The 19078-nt window shown below is 68.2% G+C and carries 25 protein-coding genes; 17 read left to right on the top strand and 8 right to left on the bottom strand.

Features of this window, described 5'->3' with window-relative positions:
- The first annotated feature begins 15 nt into the window (after nucleotides 1-15).
- From LGR54_RS12210 to LGR54_RS12240, 7 genes are all read left to right on the top strand, one after another.
- On the top strand, nucleotides 16-369 hold the full coding sequence (locus LGR54_RS12210; RefSeq protein ID WP_230362240.1) for a cupin domain-containing protein: 354 nt from the start codon (nucleotides 16-18) through the stop codon (nucleotides 367-369).
- Between the two features lie 39 nt (nucleotides 370-408).
- Complete coding sequence (locus LGR54_RS12215) at nucleotides 409-744, top strand: hypothetical protein (protein WP_230362241.1); 336 nt, start codon at nucleotides 409-411, stop codon at nucleotides 742-744.
- A gap of 114 nt (nucleotides 745-858) precedes the next feature.
- Nucleotides 859-1428 (top strand): hypothetical protein, encoded by a 570-nt coding sequence (locus LGR54_RS12220; protein ID WP_230362242.1) that lies wholly within the window; start codon nucleotides 859-861, stop codon nucleotides 1426-1428.
- Nucleotides 1425-2114, top strand: a complete 690-nt coding sequence (locus tag LGR54_RS12225) for a ribonuclease T2 (RefSeq protein ID WP_230362243.1) — start codon at nucleotides 1425-1427, stop codon at nucleotides 2112-2114. The genes LGR54_RS12220 and LGR54_RS12225 overlap by 4 nt, the downstream gene beginning before the upstream one ends.
- A gap of 14 nt (nucleotides 2115-2128) precedes the next feature.
- Nucleotides 2129-2992 (top strand): 23S rRNA (adenine(2030)-N(6))-methyltransferase RlmJ, encoded by an 864-nt coding sequence (locus LGR54_RS12230; protein ID WP_230362244.1) that lies wholly within the window; start codon nucleotides 2129-2131, stop codon nucleotides 2990-2992.
- Between the two features lie 130 nt (nucleotides 2993-3122).
- Entirely contained in the window at nucleotides 3123-3338 is a 216-nt protein-coding gene (locus LGR54_RS12235) for a cold-shock protein (protein WP_230362245.1), read from the top strand.
- A 112-nt stretch (nucleotides 3339-3450) separates the two neighbouring features.
- Nucleotides 3451-4056: a glutathione S-transferase family protein gene (locus LGR54_RS12240; RefSeq protein ID WP_230362246.1), complete on the top strand. Its 606-nt coding sequence runs from the start codon at nucleotides 3451-3453 to the stop codon at nucleotides 4054-4056.
- Between the two features lie 115 nt (nucleotides 4057-4171).
- Here LGR54_RS12240 and LGR54_RS12245 read toward each other — a convergent pair whose 3' ends face one another.
- Both LGR54_RS12245 and LGR54_RS12250 read right to left on the bottom strand, forming a co-directional pair.
- Nucleotides 4172-4816, bottom strand: a complete 645-nt coding sequence (locus LGR54_RS12245; protein WP_230362247.1) for an outer membrane protein — start codon at nucleotides 4814-4816, stop codon at nucleotides 4172-4174.
- 357 nt (nucleotides 4817-5173) lie between these two features.
- On the bottom strand, nucleotides 5174-5782 hold the full coding sequence (locus LGR54_RS12250; protein WP_370638192.1) for an outer membrane protein: 609 nt from the start codon (nucleotides 5780-5782) through the stop codon (nucleotides 5174-5176).
- Nucleotides 5783-6076: 294 nt separating this feature from the next.
- Between LGR54_RS12250 and LGR54_RS12255 the strand changes: the two genes are divergently transcribed.
- Entirely contained in the window at nucleotides 6077-6859 is a 783-nt protein-coding gene (locus LGR54_RS12255; protein ID WP_230362249.1) for an SDR family oxidoreductase, read from the top strand.
- Nucleotides 6860-6877: 18 nt separating this feature from the next.
- Here LGR54_RS12255 and LGR54_RS12260 read toward each other — a convergent pair whose 3' ends face one another.
- Nucleotides 6878-7810 (bottom strand): DMT family transporter, encoded by a 933-nt coding sequence (locus tag LGR54_RS12260; RefSeq protein ID WP_230362250.1) that lies wholly within the window; start codon nucleotides 7808-7810, stop codon nucleotides 6878-6880.
- A 200-nt stretch (nucleotides 7811-8010) separates the two neighbouring features.
- Between LGR54_RS12260 and uvrC the strand changes: the two genes are divergently transcribed.
- The 4 genes from uvrC (at nucleotide 8011) to LGR54_RS12280 (ending at nucleotide 11709) form a co-directional block, all read left to right on the top strand.
- Nucleotides 8011-10185, top strand: a complete 2175-nt coding sequence (uvrC, locus tag LGR54_RS12265; RefSeq protein ID WP_230362251.1) for an excinuclease ABC subunit UvrC — start codon at nucleotides 8011-8013, stop codon at nucleotides 10183-10185.
- Between the two features lie 114 nt (nucleotides 10186-10299).
- Entirely contained in the window at nucleotides 10300-10956 is a 657-nt protein-coding gene (pgsA, locus tag LGR54_RS12270; RefSeq protein ID WP_230362252.1) for a CDP-diacylglycerol--glycerol-3-phosphate 3-phosphatidyltransferase, read from the top strand.
- Nucleotides 10953-11204, top strand: coding sequence for a molybdopterin converting factor subunit 1 (gene moaD, locus LGR54_RS12275; protein ID WP_230362253.1), 252 nt, complete (start codon nucleotides 10953-10955; stop codon nucleotides 11202-11204). Before pgsA ends, moaD begins: the two co-directional genes overlap by 4 nt.
- A 4-nt stretch (nucleotides 11205-11208) precedes the next feature.
- Nucleotides 11209-11709 (top strand): molybdenum cofactor biosynthesis protein MoaE, encoded by a 501-nt coding sequence (locus LGR54_RS12280; RefSeq protein ID WP_230362254.1) that lies wholly within the window; start codon nucleotides 11209-11211, stop codon nucleotides 11707-11709.
- A gap of 17 nt (nucleotides 11710-11726) precedes the next feature.
- On the opposite strand, the gene LGR54_RS12285 is transcribed toward LGR54_RS12280, so the two are convergent.
- The gene (locus LGR54_RS12285) at nucleotides 11727-12248 is read right to left on the bottom strand and encodes a MarR family winged helix-turn-helix transcriptional regulator (RefSeq protein ID WP_230362255.1); all 522 of its coding nucleotides are present in this window, start codon (nucleotides 12246-12248) and stop codon (nucleotides 11727-11729) included.
- A 76-nt stretch (nucleotides 12249-12324) separates the two neighbouring features.
- Between LGR54_RS12285 and LGR54_RS12290 the strand changes: the two genes are divergently transcribed.
- Both LGR54_RS12290 and LGR54_RS12295 read left to right on the top strand, forming a co-directional pair.
- Entirely contained in the window at nucleotides 12325-12717 is a 393-nt protein-coding gene (locus LGR54_RS12290; RefSeq protein WP_230362256.1) for a VOC family protein, read from the top strand.
- 22 nt (nucleotides 12718-12739) lie between these two features.
- On the top strand, nucleotides 12740-13135 hold the full coding sequence (locus LGR54_RS12295; protein WP_230362257.1) for a DoxX family protein: 396 nt from the start codon (nucleotides 12740-12742) through the stop codon (nucleotides 13133-13135).
- Nucleotides 13136-13207: 72 nt separating this feature from the next.
- Here LGR54_RS12295 and LGR54_RS12300 read toward each other — a convergent pair whose 3' ends face one another.
- Nucleotides 13208-14098, bottom strand: coding sequence for a branched-chain amino acid aminotransferase (locus LGR54_RS12300; protein ID WP_230362258.1), 891 nt, complete (start codon nucleotides 14096-14098; stop codon nucleotides 13208-13210).
- Nucleotides 14099-14368: 270 nt separating this feature from the next.
- On the opposite strand from LGR54_RS12300, the gene LGR54_RS12305 reads away from it, so the two are divergent.
- The 3 genes from LGR54_RS12305 to LGR54_RS12315 all read left to right on the top strand — a co-directional run bounded on the left by LGR54_RS12305 (nucleotide 14369) and on the right by LGR54_RS12315 (nucleotide 17202).
- Nucleotides 14369-14956, top strand: coding sequence for a MarR family winged helix-turn-helix transcriptional regulator (locus LGR54_RS12305; RefSeq protein WP_230362259.1), 588 nt, complete (start codon nucleotides 14369-14371; stop codon nucleotides 14954-14956).
- A gap of 9 nt (nucleotides 14957-14965) precedes the next feature.
- Nucleotides 14966-15706 (top strand): response regulator, encoded by a 741-nt coding sequence (locus LGR54_RS12310; RefSeq protein ID WP_230362260.1) that lies wholly within the window; start codon nucleotides 14966-14968, stop codon nucleotides 15704-15706.
- Between the two features lie 107 nt (nucleotides 15707-15813).
- On the top strand, nucleotides 15814-17202 hold the full coding sequence (locus LGR54_RS12315) for an ATP-binding protein (protein ID WP_370638200.1): 1389 nt from the start codon (nucleotides 15814-15816) through the stop codon (nucleotides 17200-17202).
- 6 nt (nucleotides 17203-17208) lie between these two features.
- Here the strand turns inward: LGR54_RS12315 and LGR54_RS12320 are convergent, their stop codons facing one another.
- From LGR54_RS12320 to proC, 3 genes are read right to left on the bottom strand one after another with little or no spacing between them, the layout of a single operon-like run.
- On the bottom strand, nucleotides 17209-17832 hold the full coding sequence (locus tag LGR54_RS12320) for a LysE family translocator (protein ID WP_230362261.1): 624 nt from the start codon (nucleotides 17830-17832) through the stop codon (nucleotides 17209-17211).
- Between the two features lie 7 nt (nucleotides 17833-17839).
- Nucleotides 17840-18193, bottom strand: a complete 354-nt coding sequence (locus LGR54_RS12325; RefSeq protein ID WP_230362262.1) for a tRNA-binding protein — start codon at nucleotides 18191-18193, stop codon at nucleotides 17840-17842.
- A gap of 38 nt (nucleotides 18194-18231) precedes the next feature.
- Nucleotides 18232-19056: a pyrroline-5-carboxylate reductase gene (proC, locus tag LGR54_RS12330; RefSeq protein WP_230362263.1), complete on the bottom strand. Its 825-nt coding sequence runs from the start codon at nucleotides 19054-19056 to the stop codon at nucleotides 18232-18234.
- Nucleotides 19057-19078: the final 22 nt, after the last annotated feature.

Raw genomic sequence — 19078 nt, forward strand, 5'->3', positions numbered from 1 at the left:
CATCACGGATTGCCGATGTCCTTTCTTTTGCCTTTCGACCTCGCCGACCTCGGCACGCCGGAAGAGACCGCGCCGCTGCCCGAGCGCCTCGTCGCCGGTGACCCGCGCCACCGCACCTGGAACCTCGAGACCCTGCCCGACGGCGCACTGTTCGCCGGGGTGTGGGAATCGACGCCGGGTTCCTGGCGCGTCGACTATGAGGAGTGGGAATTCTGCTCGCTGCTCGAAGGCGTCTCGATTCTGCATGAGGACGGCAAGGAGCCGGTTCGCCTCTCCGCCGGCGACAGCTTCGTGCTGCGCCCCGGCTTCAAGGGCGTGTGGGAAGTGGTGGAGACAACGCGTAAGCTCTATGTGATCCGCCTCATCTGAGCGGTGGCGCGCTTCGCGCCGAAAAGGGAGGGTGCCCACATGTTGCATGCCCGCATCCCTGGTGCCTCCAAGCCTTGCGCTTCCAAGCCTTGTGCCTCCAAGCTCTCCGCTCGCGCCGTCCGGCACAGCGCCGCGACGCTTACCCTGCTCCTAGCCGCCGGCGGCAGCGCGGTGGCCGACTGCAAATGCCGCGCTGGCGGGCGCGACTACCAGCACGGCGCGCGCGTCTGCCTTTCCGGCTCCACCGGCCCGCGCACTGCCGTGTGCGGGATGGACCAGAACGTGGCGAGCTGGATCTTCCTCGACGAGCCCTGTGCCGTCTCCGCTCGCCCATCGGCCCTGCGCGTCGCCACCAATCTGCCGCCGCTGCGCTGAACGGTCGGGTCGCGGTATCTGCGACGTGGATTTTGCCCGATGTGTTGCATGCCCGTCCTTGACCGGTATCGGGACGGGATGCATCGTCGCGCCAACGCATTGGAGAGAATTGACATGGTCAAGGATCGTAGCCGGAAGGTGGGCGTCGTGGCGCGCCGCGCAATAGGGTTGCTGGCGGGAGCAGCCCTGTGCGTCGCCTCTGCCGGCGCCGGCCAGGCCGCCAGCTTCCTCGAGAAGAACTTCTGGCTTTCCGGCCCGAACTACAGCGGCCAGGTGCCGGCCTGCGACACGCCGGAGGCGCTGTCGCGCATCCAGAAGCATTTCGCGGAAACCCAGAGCACTTACTGGGACTCGAAGGCCACCATCGACGGCTTCGAGAAGATCCATGAGGTCGCCTTCCGTCCCTGGGGACCGGAATACCAGCCGCGCCGCTACTGCGCGGCGGAGGCCTTCGTCTCCGGCGCCCCGGCGACCGCCCAGCACGTCTATGCCGGTGGCCAGTATGTCGGCGGCAAGGTTGGCGCGGTGAAGGCCGTGCCGGCCGGCGCCACCCGCCACACGGTCTATTACTCGATCATCGAGGATGGCGGCTTCATCGGCTTCTCCTGGGGTGTCGAATGGTGCGTGCAGGGCTTCGACCGCTCCTGGACCTACGCGCCGAATTGCCGGATGGCGCTGCCGTGAGCCTTCGCGCGGCGGCGCGGCTTGCCCGTGCCGCCCTGACCTTCGTGGCGGCGGCTTCAGCCAGCCTCCTGCTGGCCGCCGCTCCCGCGTCGGCGCAGCAGGCCGCCACGCCCGGCCGGTTCGACCATTACGTGCTGTCGCTTTCCTGGTCGCCGACCTATTGTGAGAGCGCCGGCAACAAGGCCGACCCCGCCCAGTGCCGGACCGGCCGCCCCTTCGCCTTCGTGGTGCATGGCCTGTGGCCGCAGAACGCGTCCGGCTGGCCGGAGGACTGCCAGAAGCCGGCCCCCTTCGTGCCCGAACCGGTGGTACGCTCCATGCTCGACCTGATGCCGAGCCGCCGTCTGGTCATCCATGAATGGCGCAAGCACGGTACCTGTTCCGGCCTCGACGCCACCGCCTATTTCGACACGGTGCGCAAGGCCCGTGCCGCCGTCACCATCCCGACGGCCTACCGCCAGCTCGACAACTACACGATGGTATCCCCGAACGAGGTCGAGGCCGCCTTCCTCGCAGCCAATCCCGGACTCGATGCCGGCATGATCGCCGTCACCTGCGATTCCCGCCGGCTGCGCGAGGTGCGCGTCTGCCTCGACAAGTCGCTCGGCTTCACCTCCTGCGCCGAGGTCGACAAGCGCGCCTGCCGCACGCCGCGGGTGGTGATGCCGCCGATGCGCGGCGGCTGAACCGGACCGTCTCGATGAACTACCGCCACGCCTTCCACGCCGGCAATTTCGCCGATGTCGTCAAGCACGTCGTATTGGCGCGCATCCTCGCCTATCTCGGCCAGAAGGACGCCGCCTTCCGCGTGCTCGACACCCATGCCGGCGCCGGGTTCTACGACCTCGCCGGCAACGAGGCGCAGCGCACCGGCGAGTGGGAAAGCGGCGTCGGCGCGGTGCTGCGCGCGCGGTTCCGGCCCGAGGTGGAGGCGCTGCTCGCTCCCTGGCGGCAAATCATCGCCGACCTCAATCCCGGCCTCGACGCAGATCCGGCAGCGCTGCGCCACTATCCCGGCTCGCCGCTGGTCGCACTCGCGCTCTCCCGCCCGCAGGACCGGCTGCTGTTCTGCGAGACCGAGCCGGGCGTGCGTGCCGCGCTCGACGACGTGGTGCTCGACCATCGCGCGAAGGTGCTGCCGACCGATGGCTGGCAGGCCCTCGCCGCCTATCTGCCGCCGAAGGAGCGGCGCGGCCTGGTGCTCGTCGACCCTCCCTTCGAGGAAGCCGGCGAGTTCCATCGCCTCGCCACCACGCTTGCCGAGGCGCACAAACGCTGGGCAACCGGCATCTTTGCCCTGTGGTACCCGATCAAGGATGTGCGGGCGGTCGACGCCTTCCAGCGTGAGATCGCCCGCGCCGGCATTCCCAAGACCCTGCGCATCGAATTTGACACACGCGCCGTGCGTCAGGCCGGCGTGCTGTCCGGCTGCGGGCTGATTGTGGTCAACCCACCCTTCACCCTCGCCGATGAAATCCGCACCGTGCTCGCCGCCTTGGCGCCGGTGATGGCGAGCGACGGCGTCGGCCGCGCCCGTGTCGGCTGGCTGATTCCCGAACGCTGACCCACTCGGCCCGGCACTACCCGTCCTACCTCCCCCGTATCACGTCGCGGCATCGGTCTTGCTTTAGCATTTGCATGCGTAAGACCCGGCGGCAGGCGAGCGAGGCCGGCGGAGGCAAGGAGCAGGCGCGATGGCAACGACGGGTACCGTCAAATTCTTCAACACGGAAAAAGGCTACGGCTTCATCCGTCCGGACGATGGCGGGCGCGATGTGTTCGTGCATGTCTCGGCGGTCACCCGCTCGGGCCTGGGAGCGCTCGCCGAGGGCCAGCGCGTGAGCTTCGAGGTCGAGCCCGACAAGCGCGGCAAGGGCCCCAAGGCCATCGACCTGCAAGCTCTCGACTGATAGGTCTTCGCCGAAGCGGCGGCATGGCGCCGTCGCCGGATGCCGCGACGCTCGTCCGGCCCCGAATGGGCCGGCGAGGGTTGTCGCATGCCCCGAAGGCCCGAAGCCCGCGATGATCCTCCGCTCGTCCAAACCCTCCCCCTTCGGCCGTAAGGTCAAGATCGGCGCCGTCCTGTGCGGTGTCCATCTCGACATCGAGTGGGCCGACACCACCGATCCGACCGATTCCGTGCGCCGGCAGAACCCGCTCGGCAAGATTCCGGTGCTGCTTCCGGATGCCAATGCCGCTCCGATCTATGATTCGCCGGTCATCCTGGAATATCTCGACATGCAGGCCGGTGGCGGCGTCATCCTCCCGGCTTCCGGTCCCGGCCGCATCGCCGCGCTGGTCGGCCAGGCGCTGGCGGACGGCGTGATGGATGCGGCGCTGCTGCAGGTTTACGAGGTACGCTTCCGCGCCGAGGATCTGCGCAGCCCGGCCTGGATCGACAACCAGGCCGGCAAGGTAGCTCGCGCTCTCAAGGTACTGGAGGCCAGCCCGCCGGCCCGGGCGACGACCTCTTCCGGCACCGACGTCGCCGAGATCGCCACCGCCTGCGCGCTCGGCTATCTCGACCTGCGCTTCGACGGTTCCTGGCGAGCCGATCACCCCGCTTTGGTCGACTGGCTCGACGCCTTCGCCGCGCGTGTGCCCGCTTTCGAGGCAACCCGCGCCTGAGCCGAGCGCTGCCAGCACGGGCAGCACCCGAGGGCAGTTGCGTATGAAAAAGGCCCCGGAATCGCTTCCGGGGCCTCAATCACGCGTGACGAACGCCCGAAGGCGCCGGCCGAGATCAGAACTTGTAGTTCAGACCAACGCGGGCGATGTTCAGGTTGGTACCCGCGGTCGCGCCGAGGTTGTCGTAGTAGTCGTCGCCGAGGTCGACATAGAGATATTCGGCCTTGACGGTCCAGTTCGGCAGGAAGGCGTATTCCACGCCGGCACCGATGGTCCAGCCGGTCTGGGTCGAGCTCTCGCTCCAGTTCAGCAGCTGGTCGGTGACCTTGGTCTTGCCATAGGCGAAACCGCCGGTGACGTAGGGCAGCACGGTGTCGAAGGCATAGCCGACGCGGGCGCGCACGGTGCCGAAGTAGTCGAGCTTCGACTCGTAGCCGTAGGCGGTGTCCTTGATGCTGCCGCCCTGGAGGTCGGTCTCGATACCGATCACGACGTTGTTGCCGAGCTGGTAGTTGAAGCCGATCTGGCCGCCGCCGAACCAACCCGACGGATCGATGCCGAGGTTGTCGATGTCGCCGTTGCTGCTGCCCCAGGCGTAGCCGGTGTTGCCGCCGAGATAGAAGCCGGTCCACGAGAACACCGGAACGGGAGCGACGACCGGAGCCTTCGTCGGGTAGGGCTGCGCCATGTCGGCAGCGAAGGCCGGGGCCGCGACCAGGAGGGCGGCGAGGGCAACGCCCGAGGTTAGGATCTTCTTCATAATGTACTCTCCGAGCAAAACTGCTGAACACAAGGCAGTTGATGGTGAGATAGAAGCGCAGCTTGTCAGGTCGAGGGCCGGAATGCGGCGAAAACCGAAACAGCCTGGTATCTGCTTGCTGCGGCGATTGGGGTGAATGCCTCTCGAACCCCTGCGAATATTGAGTTTCGGGAGGCAGCGGCACGCCCAGCGCGCGGGCGGGCCCGGCTACATTTTCGCCACGATTGCGCAGCGATTGATCTGCGGCGTAGCAAAAATGCAACAAAAACGACCGTCGGGGACGGCGAACGCAAACGGCGGCCCCGGGATGGAGCCGCCGCGCGCAGGATTCGGATGCCGGAAGCCCGGCGCGCCGGATCAGAACTTGTAGTTCACGCCCAGGCGCACGATGTTGGCGGTGGTGCCGATATCGAGCGGCCCGGCGACGGTGGCGTAGGTCTCGGTGCCGAGGTCGACATAGAGATATTCGGCCTTCACGCTCCAGTTCGGCGAGAAGGCGTATTCGCCGCCCGCGCCGATCGTCCAGCCGGTGTTGGTCTGCTTGTTGGTGAGGCCGGCCAGCTCGTAGTCGCCACGTCCATAGGCGAAGCCGCCGGTGCCGTAGATCAGGAACTGGTCGACCGCGAAGCCGAGGCGGGCGCGCACCGTGCCGAAATAGTCGAGCGAGAAGGTCGGGCTCTCGATATTGGTGGCCTGGATGTCGGTCTCGATACCGACGACGATCGGGCTGCCGGCGAACTGCCAGTTATAGCCGGCCTGGATGCCGCCGAGGAAACCGTCGGTGTCGTCGGAGAAATCCGCCGAGCCCCAGCCATAGCCAGCATTGGCGCCGATATAGAAGCCGGTCCAGGTGAACACCGGCACCGGCGGGGCATAGGCCGCCGGCGCGCGATAGGCGAGGTCGGCGGCGGAGGCCGGCACGGCGATCGCCGCTGCGAGGGCCAGGCCCGCGAGAATAGCTTTCATCATCGTCTCCCAGTCGTCCGGGCACAGGGCACCCGGGTTCAATTCGATAGGGTCGACGGTCCCATAAGATTATGAGCAAATTCTTATGGCATTTCGTAACCTGATATTATCATTAACAATGCGTATACAAGTGATACCGATGTAACCGCGGCGGATATTCATGGATATGACGGCGTATTTCCATGCCCGCCGCGTCGATCATGGTTAACGATCCGTTGACGCCATGCCTTCCGAACGGTGACCAACGGTGTTCGTCGGGTTGGACACAGACCTCCCGCCGGTTCATGAAGAGACATGACCTCTCCCGCGCCGCTTTCATCTGCCGCCCCGCGACCGCTCGCCCTCGTTACCGGCGGCGCGGTCCGTATCGGCCGCGCCATTTCCCTCGCCCTGGCTACTGCTGGTTACGATCTCGTCGTCCATACCCGCCGCCCCGGACCGGAAGCCGACGCGGTCCAGGCCGAGATCGAGGCGCGCGGCGCCCGCGCCCATCTCGTCCACGCCGAACTCGCCGATGCCGAGGCGGTCGCCGGGCTGCTGCCGGCCTGCACCGGCCTAGGCACGATCCGGCTGCTTGTGAACAACGCCTCGGAATTCCACCCCGATGAGGTCGGCTCGCTAGCCCCGGCGCTGTGGGACCGGCATTTCGCCGTCAATCTGCGTGCCCCGGTGTTCCTCGCCGAGTCTCTCGCGGCGCAACTGCCGGCGCACATGACCGGCGCGGTGATCAACCTGATCGACCAGCGGGTCCTCAAGCCGACGCCTCACTATCTGTCCTACAGCCTCACCAAGCAGGGCTTGTGGGCGGCGACCCGCCTGCTGGCCCAGAGCCTTGCCCCGCAGGTGCGCGTCAACGCGGTCGCGCCAGGCCCCACCCTCGCCAATATCCGCCAGAGCGCCGACGACTTCGCCCGGCAGGGCGCGGCGGTGCCGCTCGGCCGCGGGCCGCGCCCGGAGGAGATCGCCGAGACGGTGCTGTTCCTGGCGCGGGCGGAGAGCGTCACCGGCCAGATGCTCACCGTCGATGGCGGCCAGCATCTCGGCTGGCAGACCCCGGATACCGAGGTGCCCGACTAGCGAGCAGCCCCGGACCGCCTAGCCTCGCCGGTCGCTGAGAGTGAACCAGCCGACGCTCGCCATCACCAGCACTGCGCCGGCGAATTCCAGCGGGCTCGCGGTTTCGCCGAGCACGAAGAAGGCGAGCACCATCGTCGCCACCGGGCTGACGGTGGAGATCATCGAATTGGCCTGCGCCGAGATGCGCTTCAGTGCCGCGTTCATCAGGAAGGTCGGCACCACCGTGGCGCCGATGGCGATCAGCACCGACAGCATCAGCACGCGCGGCGACACCATCAGCCCCGCCAGCGGGCGGACCAGCGCGAACTGGCCGATAGCCATCACCGAGGCGGAGATCATCGCCACGCAGGTGAACAAGGCCGAGCCGATGCTGTTCAGGAGCTTGCGGGCCAGCAGTTGGTAGAGCGCGAAGCTGACCGCCGCCATGCCGACGAACATCGCGCCCCGCGCCACGTCGGTGCCGACCGTCGCCAGCCCCTCCATGAAGATCAGCGCCAGGCCGCCATAGGCGATGAGGAAGGTCCACAGCGCCTTGAGCCGGATCGGCTGGCCGAACAGCAGCGCGCCGAACAGCACAACGAACAGCGGGTAGGTGAACAGGATCAGCCGCTCGAACGAGGCCGAAATATATTGCAGGCCGAGGAAGTCGACATAGCTGGAGAACCAGTAGCCGAGCGCGCCGACGCCCGCCGACTGCGCGAGGATCTTCAGGCTGGGCATCGCTTCGCCGCGCCGCTGCATGGCCTTCAGCGCAATGGCGCCGATCACCAGGTAGAACGGCAGCGAGAACGCCATGCGCAGCGCCAGCAGGGTCTCCGGGTCCACGCCCTCGCCATAGGCGAGCTTGATGATGATGCCCTTGGAGGCGAACAGAATGGCTCCCGCCGCGCCATAGGCATAGCCGGCGAGCGGAACGACGGGTTTCGCGGGGACTTCGGAGACGGAGGACATGATGGCTCCCCTTACTCCGATTGCGCGAACGGCACAGCCATGAAATTGCGCATGGCAGCCCCGCCACAGCCGCTTTCTTGCGCGGCGGGGTTCCGTCCCTCGCCTGTCCACCGGGAAGAGCGCGGGCGAGACGGCCCGACGCCAGCTTCCCGACATCGCCCCCTGTTCGCGGCGGGTGCGAATCCATACTTTAGGCATCCATGATCGCCCGTACTCCCCATGACACCGCCAAGGACGCGCCCGAGCCGGACATCGACGATGTCGAGATGGCGGAGGTCGAGGACGAGGCCCTGCTGCTGCTCGACGACGCCGACGAGGCCGCGCCCGGCGCCGGATCGCTCGCCTCCGGCCGCGCGGCGATCCTGCGGGCGGTGAAGCACGCGCCGACCAGCGCCGGCGTCTACCGCATGCTCGATGCGGAAGGCGCGGTGCTCTATGTCGGCAAGGCGAAGAGCATCCGGAAGCGCATCGTCGCCTATACCCGCCCGACCGGGCTGACCAACCGCATCTTCCGCATGGTCGCCGCCACCGCCGAGATGGAGTTCATCTCGACCGGCACCGAGACCGAGGCGCTGCTGCTCGAAGCGAACCTCATCAAGCAGTTGCGCCCGCGCTTCAATGTGCTGCTGCGCGACGACAAGTCGTTTCCCTATATCCTGATCACCCGCGACCACGTCTCACCGCAGATCACCAAGCATCGCGGCGCGCGCTCGAAGCCGGGCGACTATTACGGCCCCTTCGCCTCGGTCTGGGCGGTGAACCGCACCATCAACGCGCTGCAGAAGGCGTTCCTGGTCCGCTCCTGCACCGACAGCTATTACGAGGCGCGCACCCGCCCCTGCCTCTTGTTCCAGATCAAGCGCTGTTCCGGCCCCTGCACCGGCGAGGTCAGCCACGGCGACTATGCTGAATATGTCCGCGAGGCGCGCGATTTCCTGTCCGGCAAGAGCCGCACGGTGAAGGACCAGCTCGCCCACGAGATGCAGGCGGCCTCCGAGGCGCTGGAGTTCGAGCGCGCCGCCGCGCTGCGCGACCGCATCGCCGCGCTTTCGGCGGTGCAGGGCTCGCAGGGCATCAACCCGCGCTCGGTGGAAGAGGCCGACGTGTTCGCCATCCATCAGGAGGGCGGCGCCACCTGTGTGCAGGTGTTCTTCTTCCGCACCGGGCAGAACTGGGGCAACCACGCGCTCTATCCGCGCGCCGACCGCACGCTGGAGCCGGGCGAGGTGCTCGGCGCCTTCCTGGCGCAGTTCTACGAGGACAAGCCCTCGCCGCGCCTCATCCTGCTCAGCCATGCGGCGGAGGATAGCGACCTGCTCGCCGAGGCACTGTCCGAGCGCAGCGGCCACAAGGTGGAGATCGCGGTGCCGCAGCGCGGCGAGAAGCGCGAGCTGGTCGAGCACGCCATGCAGAATGCCCGCGAGGCGCTCGGCCGCAAGCTCGCCGAAAGCGCCAGCCAGCAGCGGCTGCTCGACGAGCTCGCCCGCGCCTTCGCCCTGCCGGCCTCGCCCCGCCGCATCGAGGTCTACGACAACAGCCACATCATGGGCTCGAACGCGGTCGGCGGCATGATCGTCGCCGGACCGGAAGGCTTCGCCAAGAGCCAGTACCGCAAGTTCAACATCAAGAACGTCGACCTCACGCCGGGCGACGACTACGGCATGATGCGCGAGGTGCTGAGCCGGCGGTTCTCCCGCCTGCTGCGCGAATCGCCACGGGCCGGCGACAAGGCGTCCGCTCCGCTCCCCGACATTTCCCTGCCTCTCCCCGAGGGGGAGAGGTCGACGGCGCAGCCGTCGGGTGAGGGGGACGCGACGCTCCCCATCGCCCGTGTGCTTCCTCCCTCCCCCCAACCCTCTCTCCTCCGGGAAGAGGGAGAAGAAGGGGTAGACGCCGAGCCCCTGAGCCAGACCCCGGAAGGCTGGCCAGACCTCGTGCTGATCGACGGCGGCGCCGGCCAGCTGGAGGCGGCGGCGGAGACGCTGGCCGAGCTCGGCGTCACCGACGTACCGCTCGTCGGCGTCGCCAAGGGGCCGGACCGCGATGCCGGCCGCGAAAGTTTCTTCATTCCCGGCCGCGAGCCGTTCCGGCTGGAGCCGCGCGATCCTGTGCTATATTTCGTGCAGCGCCTGCGCGACGAGGCCCACCGCTTCGCCATCGGCTCGCACCGCGCCCGGCGCTCGAAGGACATCGCCCAGGGCGGCCTGCAGGAGATTCCCGGCATCGGCCCGACCCGCAAACGCGCGCTGCTGCATCATTTCGGCACGCTGAAAGCCATCGAGCGCGCCTCGCTCGCCGATCTGGAAGCGGTGCCGGGAGTGAATGCCGCCACCGCGCGGGCGGTCTATGATTTCTTCCACGCCGGGCCGCACTGACGCGGCCGCAGCGAAGCCGTCACGGCCGGTCGTTACTTTGCCGTGAAGTGCCTGCAGTAGATTGACGTGCGCCCGAGGGGTGGTTACGTCCCTTGCGAGGAACCGGACACAGCCATGGTCGACGTCGCGCCCGCCCGGAATACGGTGACCGAACCTGCGCAGGCGGGAACGCGGCCACGCAGGCGTGCCCATACCTATGCACTGCCCAACCTACTCACCTATGCGCGCTGCGTCGCGGTGCCGTTGCTTGTCGGCTGCCTGTTCTGGGCCGACATCCTCGCCGGCGGCCTGTGGCTGCGCTGGGTCGCGCTCGGCGTCTATGTCACCGCCGCGATCACCGACTTTTTCGACGGCTACCTCGCCCGCATCTGGTCGCAGCAATCGGCGATCGGCCGCATGCTCGATCCCATCGCCGACAAGCTCTTGGTCGCCGCCTCGCTGCTGATGATGGCATCGGACGGCACGATTCGCGGCTGGTCGCTGTGGGCGGCGGCGGTGATCCTGTGCCGCGAAATCCTGGTGTCCGGCCTGCGCGAATTCCTCGCCGAGCTGCGGGTCAGCGTCCCCGTCACCCGGCTCGCCAAATGGAAGACGGCGACGCAATTGGTCGCGGTCGGCGTGTTGTTGGCGGGTCCGGCGGCGGATCAACTGCTTCCCGGCATCACGCTGGCGGGCATCGTGCTCTTGTGGATCTCGGCGCTGCTCACACTTTATACCGGGTGGGACTATTTCCGGGCCGGTGCCCGCCACCTGATCGAGGACGACGCGTGAAGATCCTCTATTTCGCCTGGGTGCGCGAACGCATCGGGCGCGAGGCCGAGGAGATCGAGGCCCCCGGCGGCGTGCGCACCGTCGCCGAGTTGGCTGCCTTCCTCGCCGCCCGCGGCGACGGTTATGCCGAAGCGTTCAAGGAACCGAAGGTGGTGCGCGCCGCCATCGACCGCCGCCACGCCCGGCCCGACGCGCCGATCGCCGGCGCCCGCGAGATCGCCTTCTTCCCGCCGATGACCGGGGGCTGAGGCCATGCCGGATGGGCATTCCCCGGGCGATCATCCTGCGGACGGGCGTTTCACCGTCCGTATCCAGAGCGAGGACTTCGACACCGCCGCCGAGATCGCCGCCCTGTCGGCCGGTCGCGCGGATGTCGGCGCGGTCGTCACCTTCTCCGGCCTGTGCCGCGCCGACGACACGGCGAGCGAGGGGCGCCTCGTCGCGCTGACCCTCGAACATTATCCCGGCATGGCGGAAGAGGAGATCGGCCGCCTCGTCGAGGAAGCCCGGGCGCGCTGGCCGCTCATCGGCGCCACGGTGATCCACCGCCATGGCCGGCTGGTGCCGGGCGAGAACATCGTGCTGGTGGTCACCGCCTCGCCGCATCGCGGCGCCGCCTTCGAGGCCGCCGCGTTCCTCATGGACTGGCTGAAGACCAACGCCCCGTTCTGGAAGCTGGAAGAGCGCGAGACGGTGAAGAACTGGGTCGCGGCCAAGGAGGCCGACGACGCCGCGGCGGAGCGGTGGCGCTGACGGCCGCACCGGAGCCGCTAATCCGTCTCGTCCGCCATCGCCATGGCGAGTCTGGCCAGCAAGCTGGCAAGTTGTTCGCGCTCCTCCCTGGTCAGCACGGTTAGCAGCCGCGCCTCCGCCGCCATGTCGGCACGGAAGGCCGCCTCCGCCCGCGCCCTGCCCTCGTCCGTCAGTTCCACGAGCAGGCTGCGCGCATCGCTCTCGCTCGGCCGCCGCACCACGAGGCCTGCCTTCTCCAGTCGCGCCAGCCGATCGGTCAGCCCGCCGGAGGAGATCATCAGCGACTGGAACAGTTCAGTCGGCCGGAGCCGATAGGGCGGACCGGCGCGCCGCAATGTCGACAGCACATCGAATTCGCCGGCGTCGAGCCCGTGAGCGGCGAATACCGCCTCAATCGGCGAGCGGACCTTCAGGGTAATCCAGCGCGCCCGGCCGAGCACCGCCATGCCCTGCGTATCCACATCCGGCAGCTCCCGCGCCCATTGCCGCCGCCGTGCCTCGACATGGTCGACAGCTTCCGAAGCCACTTGTCTTGACATCAAGATATCTCCATTTATCTTTATATCGAGATAAATCATCCACAGCGTCAATCAAGCGCTTTCGAGGACGGGCACCATGCGGGCCATTGGAATCGATCATGTCGTGCTGCGGGTCAGCGACCTCGACATCGCCACGCACTTTTATGGAACCGTGCTCGGCTGCCGGCTCGAACGGCGACAGAATGACATCGGCATGGTGCAGTTGCGGGCTGGCGGGGCGCTGCTCGACCTCGTCGCCATCGATGGCCCGCTCGGCCGGCGCGGCGGCCCCGCCCCCGCCCCCGCCGGGTGCAACATGGACCATCTATGCCTGCGCATCGCCGGCTTCGAACCGGAGCAGGCACGCTCGGAACTCGCCGCCCACGGGATAGCCGCTGATGCCGCCGCGATCCGCTACGGTGCCGCTGGCGACGGCCTGTCCATCTATCTGCGCGCCCCCGACGGCAACGGCGTCGAACTGCGCGGCTGAACCTGGATTCGGAGACATCTCCATGCCCGCCTCACTGATGATCCCGATCGGCTACACGCTCACCGGTCTGTTCGCCGCCTTCATGCTCCTCGCCTCGATCGCCCCCAAGCTGGTCGGCGCCAGCGTGGCAACCGACTCCATGACGGCTCTCGGCTGGCCGCCCGGGCACACGCTGGCGATCGGCCTCGCCGAACTCGGCTGCCTGGTGCTGTATCTCGTCCCGCGCACCACGCTCCTCGGCGCGGTGCTGATGACCGGCCTGCTCGGCGGGGCGATGGCGACACAGATCCGCGTCGGCAACCCGCTGTTCAGCCATGCGCTGTTCAGCGTCTATCTCGGATTGTTCATGTGGGGCGGGCTGTGGTTGCGCGCACCATGGCTGCGCGCCCTGTTCCCGCTCGTCGCGCCCGGCCGCTAAGCGCAAACGAAAATGCCGGCCCGAAGGCCGGCATTTCATTTATGTCCGAAGATCGGCGACGGTGTCGGCCGCTTACGCGGCCGCCTTCTTCTTCGGCTGCACCTCGGCGGTGTAGTCGTCGAACAGTGTCTTGGTCACCGGGCCGGGCTGGAAGTGGGTACCGGCGATCTCCGACACCGGCGTCACCTCGGCGGCGGTGCCGGTGATGAAGCACTCGTCGAAGCTCGACAGTTCCTCCGGCATGATCGCCCGCTCATTCACCTCGATGCCGCGGCGCTTGGCCAGCGCGATCACCGTCTGGCGGGTGATGCCGTTGAGGAACGCATCCGCCTCCGGCGTGTGGATCACGCCGTCCTTGACGAAGAAGACGTTGGCGCCCGTGCACTCGGCGACGCGGCCGCGCCAGTCGAGCATCAGCGCGTCGGCATAACCCTCGCGCTCGGCGGCGTGCTTGGAGATGGTGCAGATCATGTAGAGGCCGGCCGCCTTCGAGGTCGAGGGCGCGGTCAGCGGGTCGGGACGGCGATACTTCGCCATGCCGATACGAATGCCCTTCAGCCGCTCCGCCGGGTCGAAATAGCTCGGCCACTCCCACGCCGCGATGGCGAGGTGGATCTGGTTGTGCTGCGCCGAGACGCCCATCATGTCGGAGCCACGCCAGGCGACGGGGCGCAGATAGGCGTCGGCGAGGTTCTGCTTCACCAGGATCTCGCGACAGGCGGCGTTGATCTCCGCCTCACTGTAGGGAATCTCGAAGTCGAGCAGGCGCGCGCTCTCCTTCAGGCGGACGGTGTGCTCGTCCAGCTTGAAAATCTCGCCGCCATAGGCGCGCTCGCCCTCGAATACACAGCTGCCATAGTGCAGGCCGTGCGTCAGAACATGGACCTTGGCATCCGACCACGGCACGAAAGCGCCGTCATACCAGATCCAGCCACTGCGTTTGTCGAAGGGTTCGCTTGCCATGGTATTGTCTCCCGAACGGGGCCCGCCGCCCGCCATGATCCGGCGGCGTTGCCCATCTTGTCCTTAAAGCCTGTCCTACTCGGTCGCGTGCGTGTTTTCAGCGCATATTTTGCTTCGCAGGCCAAGTACATCTATCGTGAACGCCGTCGAGGGAACTGCCATCCGGCACCACCGACGCGCTGGCTGACGCAAAGTCGTTTCGAGGGCACCTCGAACGATCCTTTCGTCAAACAGGGCTTCTTGGTAACGATCATAACGAAAAAAGTCAACATGGCTGACATAAATGTCTCGCAACCGCCCCACGCCAATGCGGCGGATCCCGATCCCGCGGCAGCGGGTGCCGCTGTGCCACGCCCTCAGACCGACCTGATCGAGCTCTTGTTCTTCGCCTATCGCAATTTCGTCAGCGATCCGGACAAGGTGCTGCAGGGCTTCGGCTTCGGGCGGGCGCATCACCGGGTGCTGCATTTCGTCAACCGCCACCCCGGCATGCGGGTGACGGACCTGCTCGACATATTGCGCATCACCAAGCAGAGCCTCGGCCGCGTGCTGCGCGAGCTGGTCGACGGCGGCTTCGTCGACAGCCGCGCCGGCTCCTCCGACCGGCGCCAGCGGCTCCTCTACCTCACGCCCAAGGGCGCGACGCTGGCGCGCGATTTCGTCGCCATCCAGTCGCAGCGTATCGAGCGGGCGCTCGCCGCCTGCTCACCGGACGCGCGCGAGGACGTCCGCCGCTTTCTTGTCGCCATGATCGACCCCGAAGATCAGGCGGCGGCCGAGAAGCTGATCGCCCGTGCCGACCAGGCCGCCCTGTCCGGCGGGCTGCGGCCCGGCAAGGCGCCCGCCCGGCCCCGCTAGGAGACCCCGATGCTCGACGCCGCTAATCCTGCCCCCGTCGCCGCCCGTCCGCGCATGGCGACGCCGGCCGACGACGCCGTCCACCTGCTCATCGTCGACGACGACCGCCGCATCCGCGACCTGCTCTCGCGCTTCCTGTCCGAGCATGGCTACCGGGTGACGACGGCCGAATCGGCGGACGACGCCCGCGGCCGCCTCGCCGGCCTCACCTTCGACCTGCTCATCCTCGACGTGATGATGCCCGGTATGAACGGGCTCGACCTCGCCCGGCTGGTGCGCACCGAATCCGGCGTGCCGATCCTCATGCTCACCGCCCGTTCGGAGACCGAGGACCGCATCAAGGGGCTGGAGATCGGCGCCGACGACTACCTCGCCAAGCCGTTCGAGCCGCGCGAGCTGCTGCTGCGCATCAACAACATCCTGAAGCGCGCCTCGGTGCCGCCGGCGCAGGCCATCGAATCGCTGCGCTTCGGGCCGTTCGTGTTCCATCTGGAGCGCGGCGAGCTGAGCCGCGACGGCGAGCTCGTCCGCCTCACCGACCGCGAGCGCGACATGCTGCGCGTGCTCGGCGAGCGGCCCGGCGAGACGGTGCCGCGCCAGGCGCTGGTGGCGCCGGGCATCTCCGCCGGCGACCGCGCCGTCGACGTGCAGGTCAACCGCCTGCGCCGCAAGATCGAGCGCGACCCGGCCAATCCCGCCTATCTGCAAACGGTGCGCGGCCTCGGCTACCGGCTGGTCGTGGCGCCTTGAGCCTGCTCGACGGTCAGCGGCTCGGCGCCGCCCGGCACTTCCTGCGCGATCTCGGCGCGCGCCTGCGGGAGAACAACGCGCGCCTCGCCGCCGGCATCGGCCGGATCATGCCCGGCAGCGCCCATTCCGCCTGGGGCGCCCTGTGCGGCGCCAATGCCCGCATGCGCGAGAGCAACGCCCGCTTCGGCTCGTGGTTCAACCGCGTCATGCCGAAGGGCCTCTATGCCCGCTCGCTGATCATCATCGTCACACCCATGGTGATCCTGCAATCGGTCTTGGCCTTCGTGTTCATGGAACGCCACTACAACACCGTCACCCGGCGCCTCTCCGCCGCGGTGTCGCAGGACATCTCCGCCGTCGCCGACCTCGCCGTCGCCTTCCCCACCATGGAAGGCCGCGAGCGCGTGCGGCAGATCGCCCAGTCGACCATGGGTCTGTCGGTCGATTTCCTCCCCGACGAGCACCTGCCGCCACCCGGGCCGAAACCGTTCTTCTCGATCCTCGACTCCAACTTCACCGGCGAATTGAGCAAGCGGCTGCGACGGCCGTTCTGGACCGACACGGTCGGCAACTCCAACCTCATCGAGGTGCGTATCCAGTTCGACGACATGGTGATGCGCATCTTCGCCCGCCGCAGCCAGGCCTATCTGTCGAACTCGCACATCTTCCTGGTGTGGATGGTCGGCACCTCGCTGGTGCTGCTGGCCGTCGCCATCCTGTTCCTGCGCAACCAGATCAAGCCGATCGAGGCGCTGGCCGACGCCGCCATCGCCTTCGGCAAGGGACGCGACGTCACCGGCTTCCGGCCGCGCGGCGCCCGCGAGGTGCGTGGCGCGGCGCTGGCCTTCCTGGAGATGCGGCGGCGCATCGAGCGGCAGATCGAGCAGCGCACCACCATGCTGGCCGGCGTCAGCCACGACATGCGCACCATCCTCACCCGCTTCAAGCTGGAGCTCGCCTTCATGGATGAGCGGGAGACCGAGGCGCTGCGCAAGGATGTCGATGAGCTGCAGAGCATGCTCGAGGCCTATCTCGCCTTCGCGCGCGACGACATGGGCGAGCCGCCGGTGCTCACCGATATCGCCCGCCTCATCGAGGAAGCCCGCGTCAATGGCGAGCGCCACGGCGCTGCCGTCACCTGCTCCTTCACCGGCGATCCGATGGTGACGCTGCGGCCGGACGCCTTCCGCCGCTGCCTCGCCAATCTCGTCGCCAATGGCTGGCGCTATGCCGCCCGCATCGACATCAACGGCAGCCGTGCCGAGCGCTGGCTGATCGTCACGGTGGACGATGACGGGCCGGGCATTCCGCCGGAGCGGCGCGAGGAAGTGTTCCGGCCGTTCTTCCGGCTGGACGAGGCGCGCAACCAGGATGCCGGCGGCTCCGGCCTCGGCCTCACCATCGCCCGCGACGCGGCGCGCGCGCATGGCGGCGATGTCACGCTCGGCGACAGCCCGCTCGGCGGGCTGCGGGCCACCATCCGCATTCCCGTATGAAGCCTCTCAGCCGCGCTGCAAGGCAAGGCGGGCGCCGAGCCCGATCAGCAGCGTGCCACCGATCCGCCCCGCCCAGGCCCGCAGCCGGCCGGCCCGGCTCAGCCGCCGCGTGATCGCGCCCGCCAGTCCCACGCAGACGAGGTCGGCCGAGGTGAACATGAGGTTCACCGCCGTGCCGAGCAGCAGCAATTGCAGCCACAATGGAAAGGCGGCGGCTGCATCGGTGAACTGCGGCAGAAAGGCGAGGAAGAAGATCGCCGTCTTGGGATTGAGCACCTCGACGGTCACGCTCTGCAGGAAGGCCCGCCGCCCGGAGGCTTCCTGAACCGCCCCGCTAACGGCCTCGCGTTGGAACATCATCCGCAGGCCGAGCCAGACGAGATAGGCGGCACCGGCGAGCTTCACCGCCAGATAGAGCGGCGGCACCGCCTCGAACAGCACGGAAAGCCCGAGCGAGGCGGCGATCACATGCGCATAGCCGCCGAGATGGATGCCCAGCGCCGCCATCAGCCCGGCACGCCGGCCGCGCGCCAATGTCTGCGCCGAGGCGTAGAGCATGGCCGGGCCCGGCACATAGGCGTAGATCGCCGCGGCGGCGAGGAAGGCGAGCAGTACCTCCGCCGGGGGCATGCTGGCTTCAGAACAGCCGGGCGCCGTTCGGCACCTCGCGGTCGGGGGCGAACAGCACCACCGCGCCATTCTCGTCCGGGAAGCCGAGGGTCAGCACCTCCGACATGACCGGCCCGATCTGGCGCGGCGGGAAGTTCACCACCGCCGCCACCTGCCGGCCGATGAGATCCTCCGGCGCATAATGCACGGTGATCTGCGCGGTGGATTTCCTCACCCCGACATGCGGGCCGAAGTCAATGATCAGCTTCAGCGCCGGCTTGCGCGCCTCGGGAAAGGCCTCGGCCTGGATGATGGTGCCGACCCGGACGTCGACCTTCAGGAAGTCGCCGATGTCGATGGTCGCGGCGGGTGCAAGGCTCATGACGTCCTCCCTCGGGATCGATCGTGGCGGCGGCGGGTTCAGCCCGCCAGCTCGCGCGAGCGGCGGGCGGCGGCAGCGACCGCCTCGGTCAGCAGCGGGCCAAACCCCTTCGCCTCGTCCATCAGCACCGCCAGCGCCGCCGCCGTGGTGCCGTTCGGCGAGGTGACGTTCTTGCGCAGCTGCGCCGGCTCGATGCCGGTACGGGCGATCAACTCGCCGGCACCGGCGACGGTAGCGCGCGCCAGCCGGTCGGCCATGTCGGCCGACAGCCCGGCCCGGACGCCCGCCTCCGCCAGCGCTTCGGCGAGCAGGAACACATAGGCCGGTCCGGAGCCCGATACCGCGGTGGCGACGTCGATCAGATCCTCGCGGCCCACCCATTCGCAGCCGCCGGTTGCCTTCAACAGCGCGTCGGCAATCTGCATCTGCTCGGGCGAGACGGAGGCGTTCGGCACCGCCACCGTCACGCCGCGGCCGATCGCCGCCGGCGTGTTGGGGATCGAACGCACCACCGCCGTGCCCGGCGCGAAATGGCTTTCGAGGAAGGCCAGCGTGCGCCCCGCCATCACCGAGACCACCAGCGTGTCCGGCCCGGCGAGCGGCGCCACCTTGGCGAGCACGTCCGGGGCCACCTGCGGCTTCACGGCGATCAGCATCACCGCCGGCACGCCGCCATTGAGCGGGTTGAGGGCCACGCCGCGCGCTTCCAGCATGGCGGCCACTTCCGGCGGCGGGCCGGGATCGAGCACCGCGATGCGCGCCGGCTCCAGCCCGAGGCTAATCCAGCCTTCGAGCATGGCGCCGCCCATCTTGCCGGCGCCCACGAGCAGGACCCGGCCGGGAATATCGGAAAGAACAGCCATCGCTTCGCCTCGCACCTCTGCA

It is taken from the genome of Ancylobacter sp. Lp-2 (assembly GCF_020523795.1).
In the GTDB taxonomy this organism is placed as follows: domain Bacteria; phylum Pseudomonadota; class Alphaproteobacteria; order Rhizobiales; family Xanthobacteraceae; genus Ancylobacter.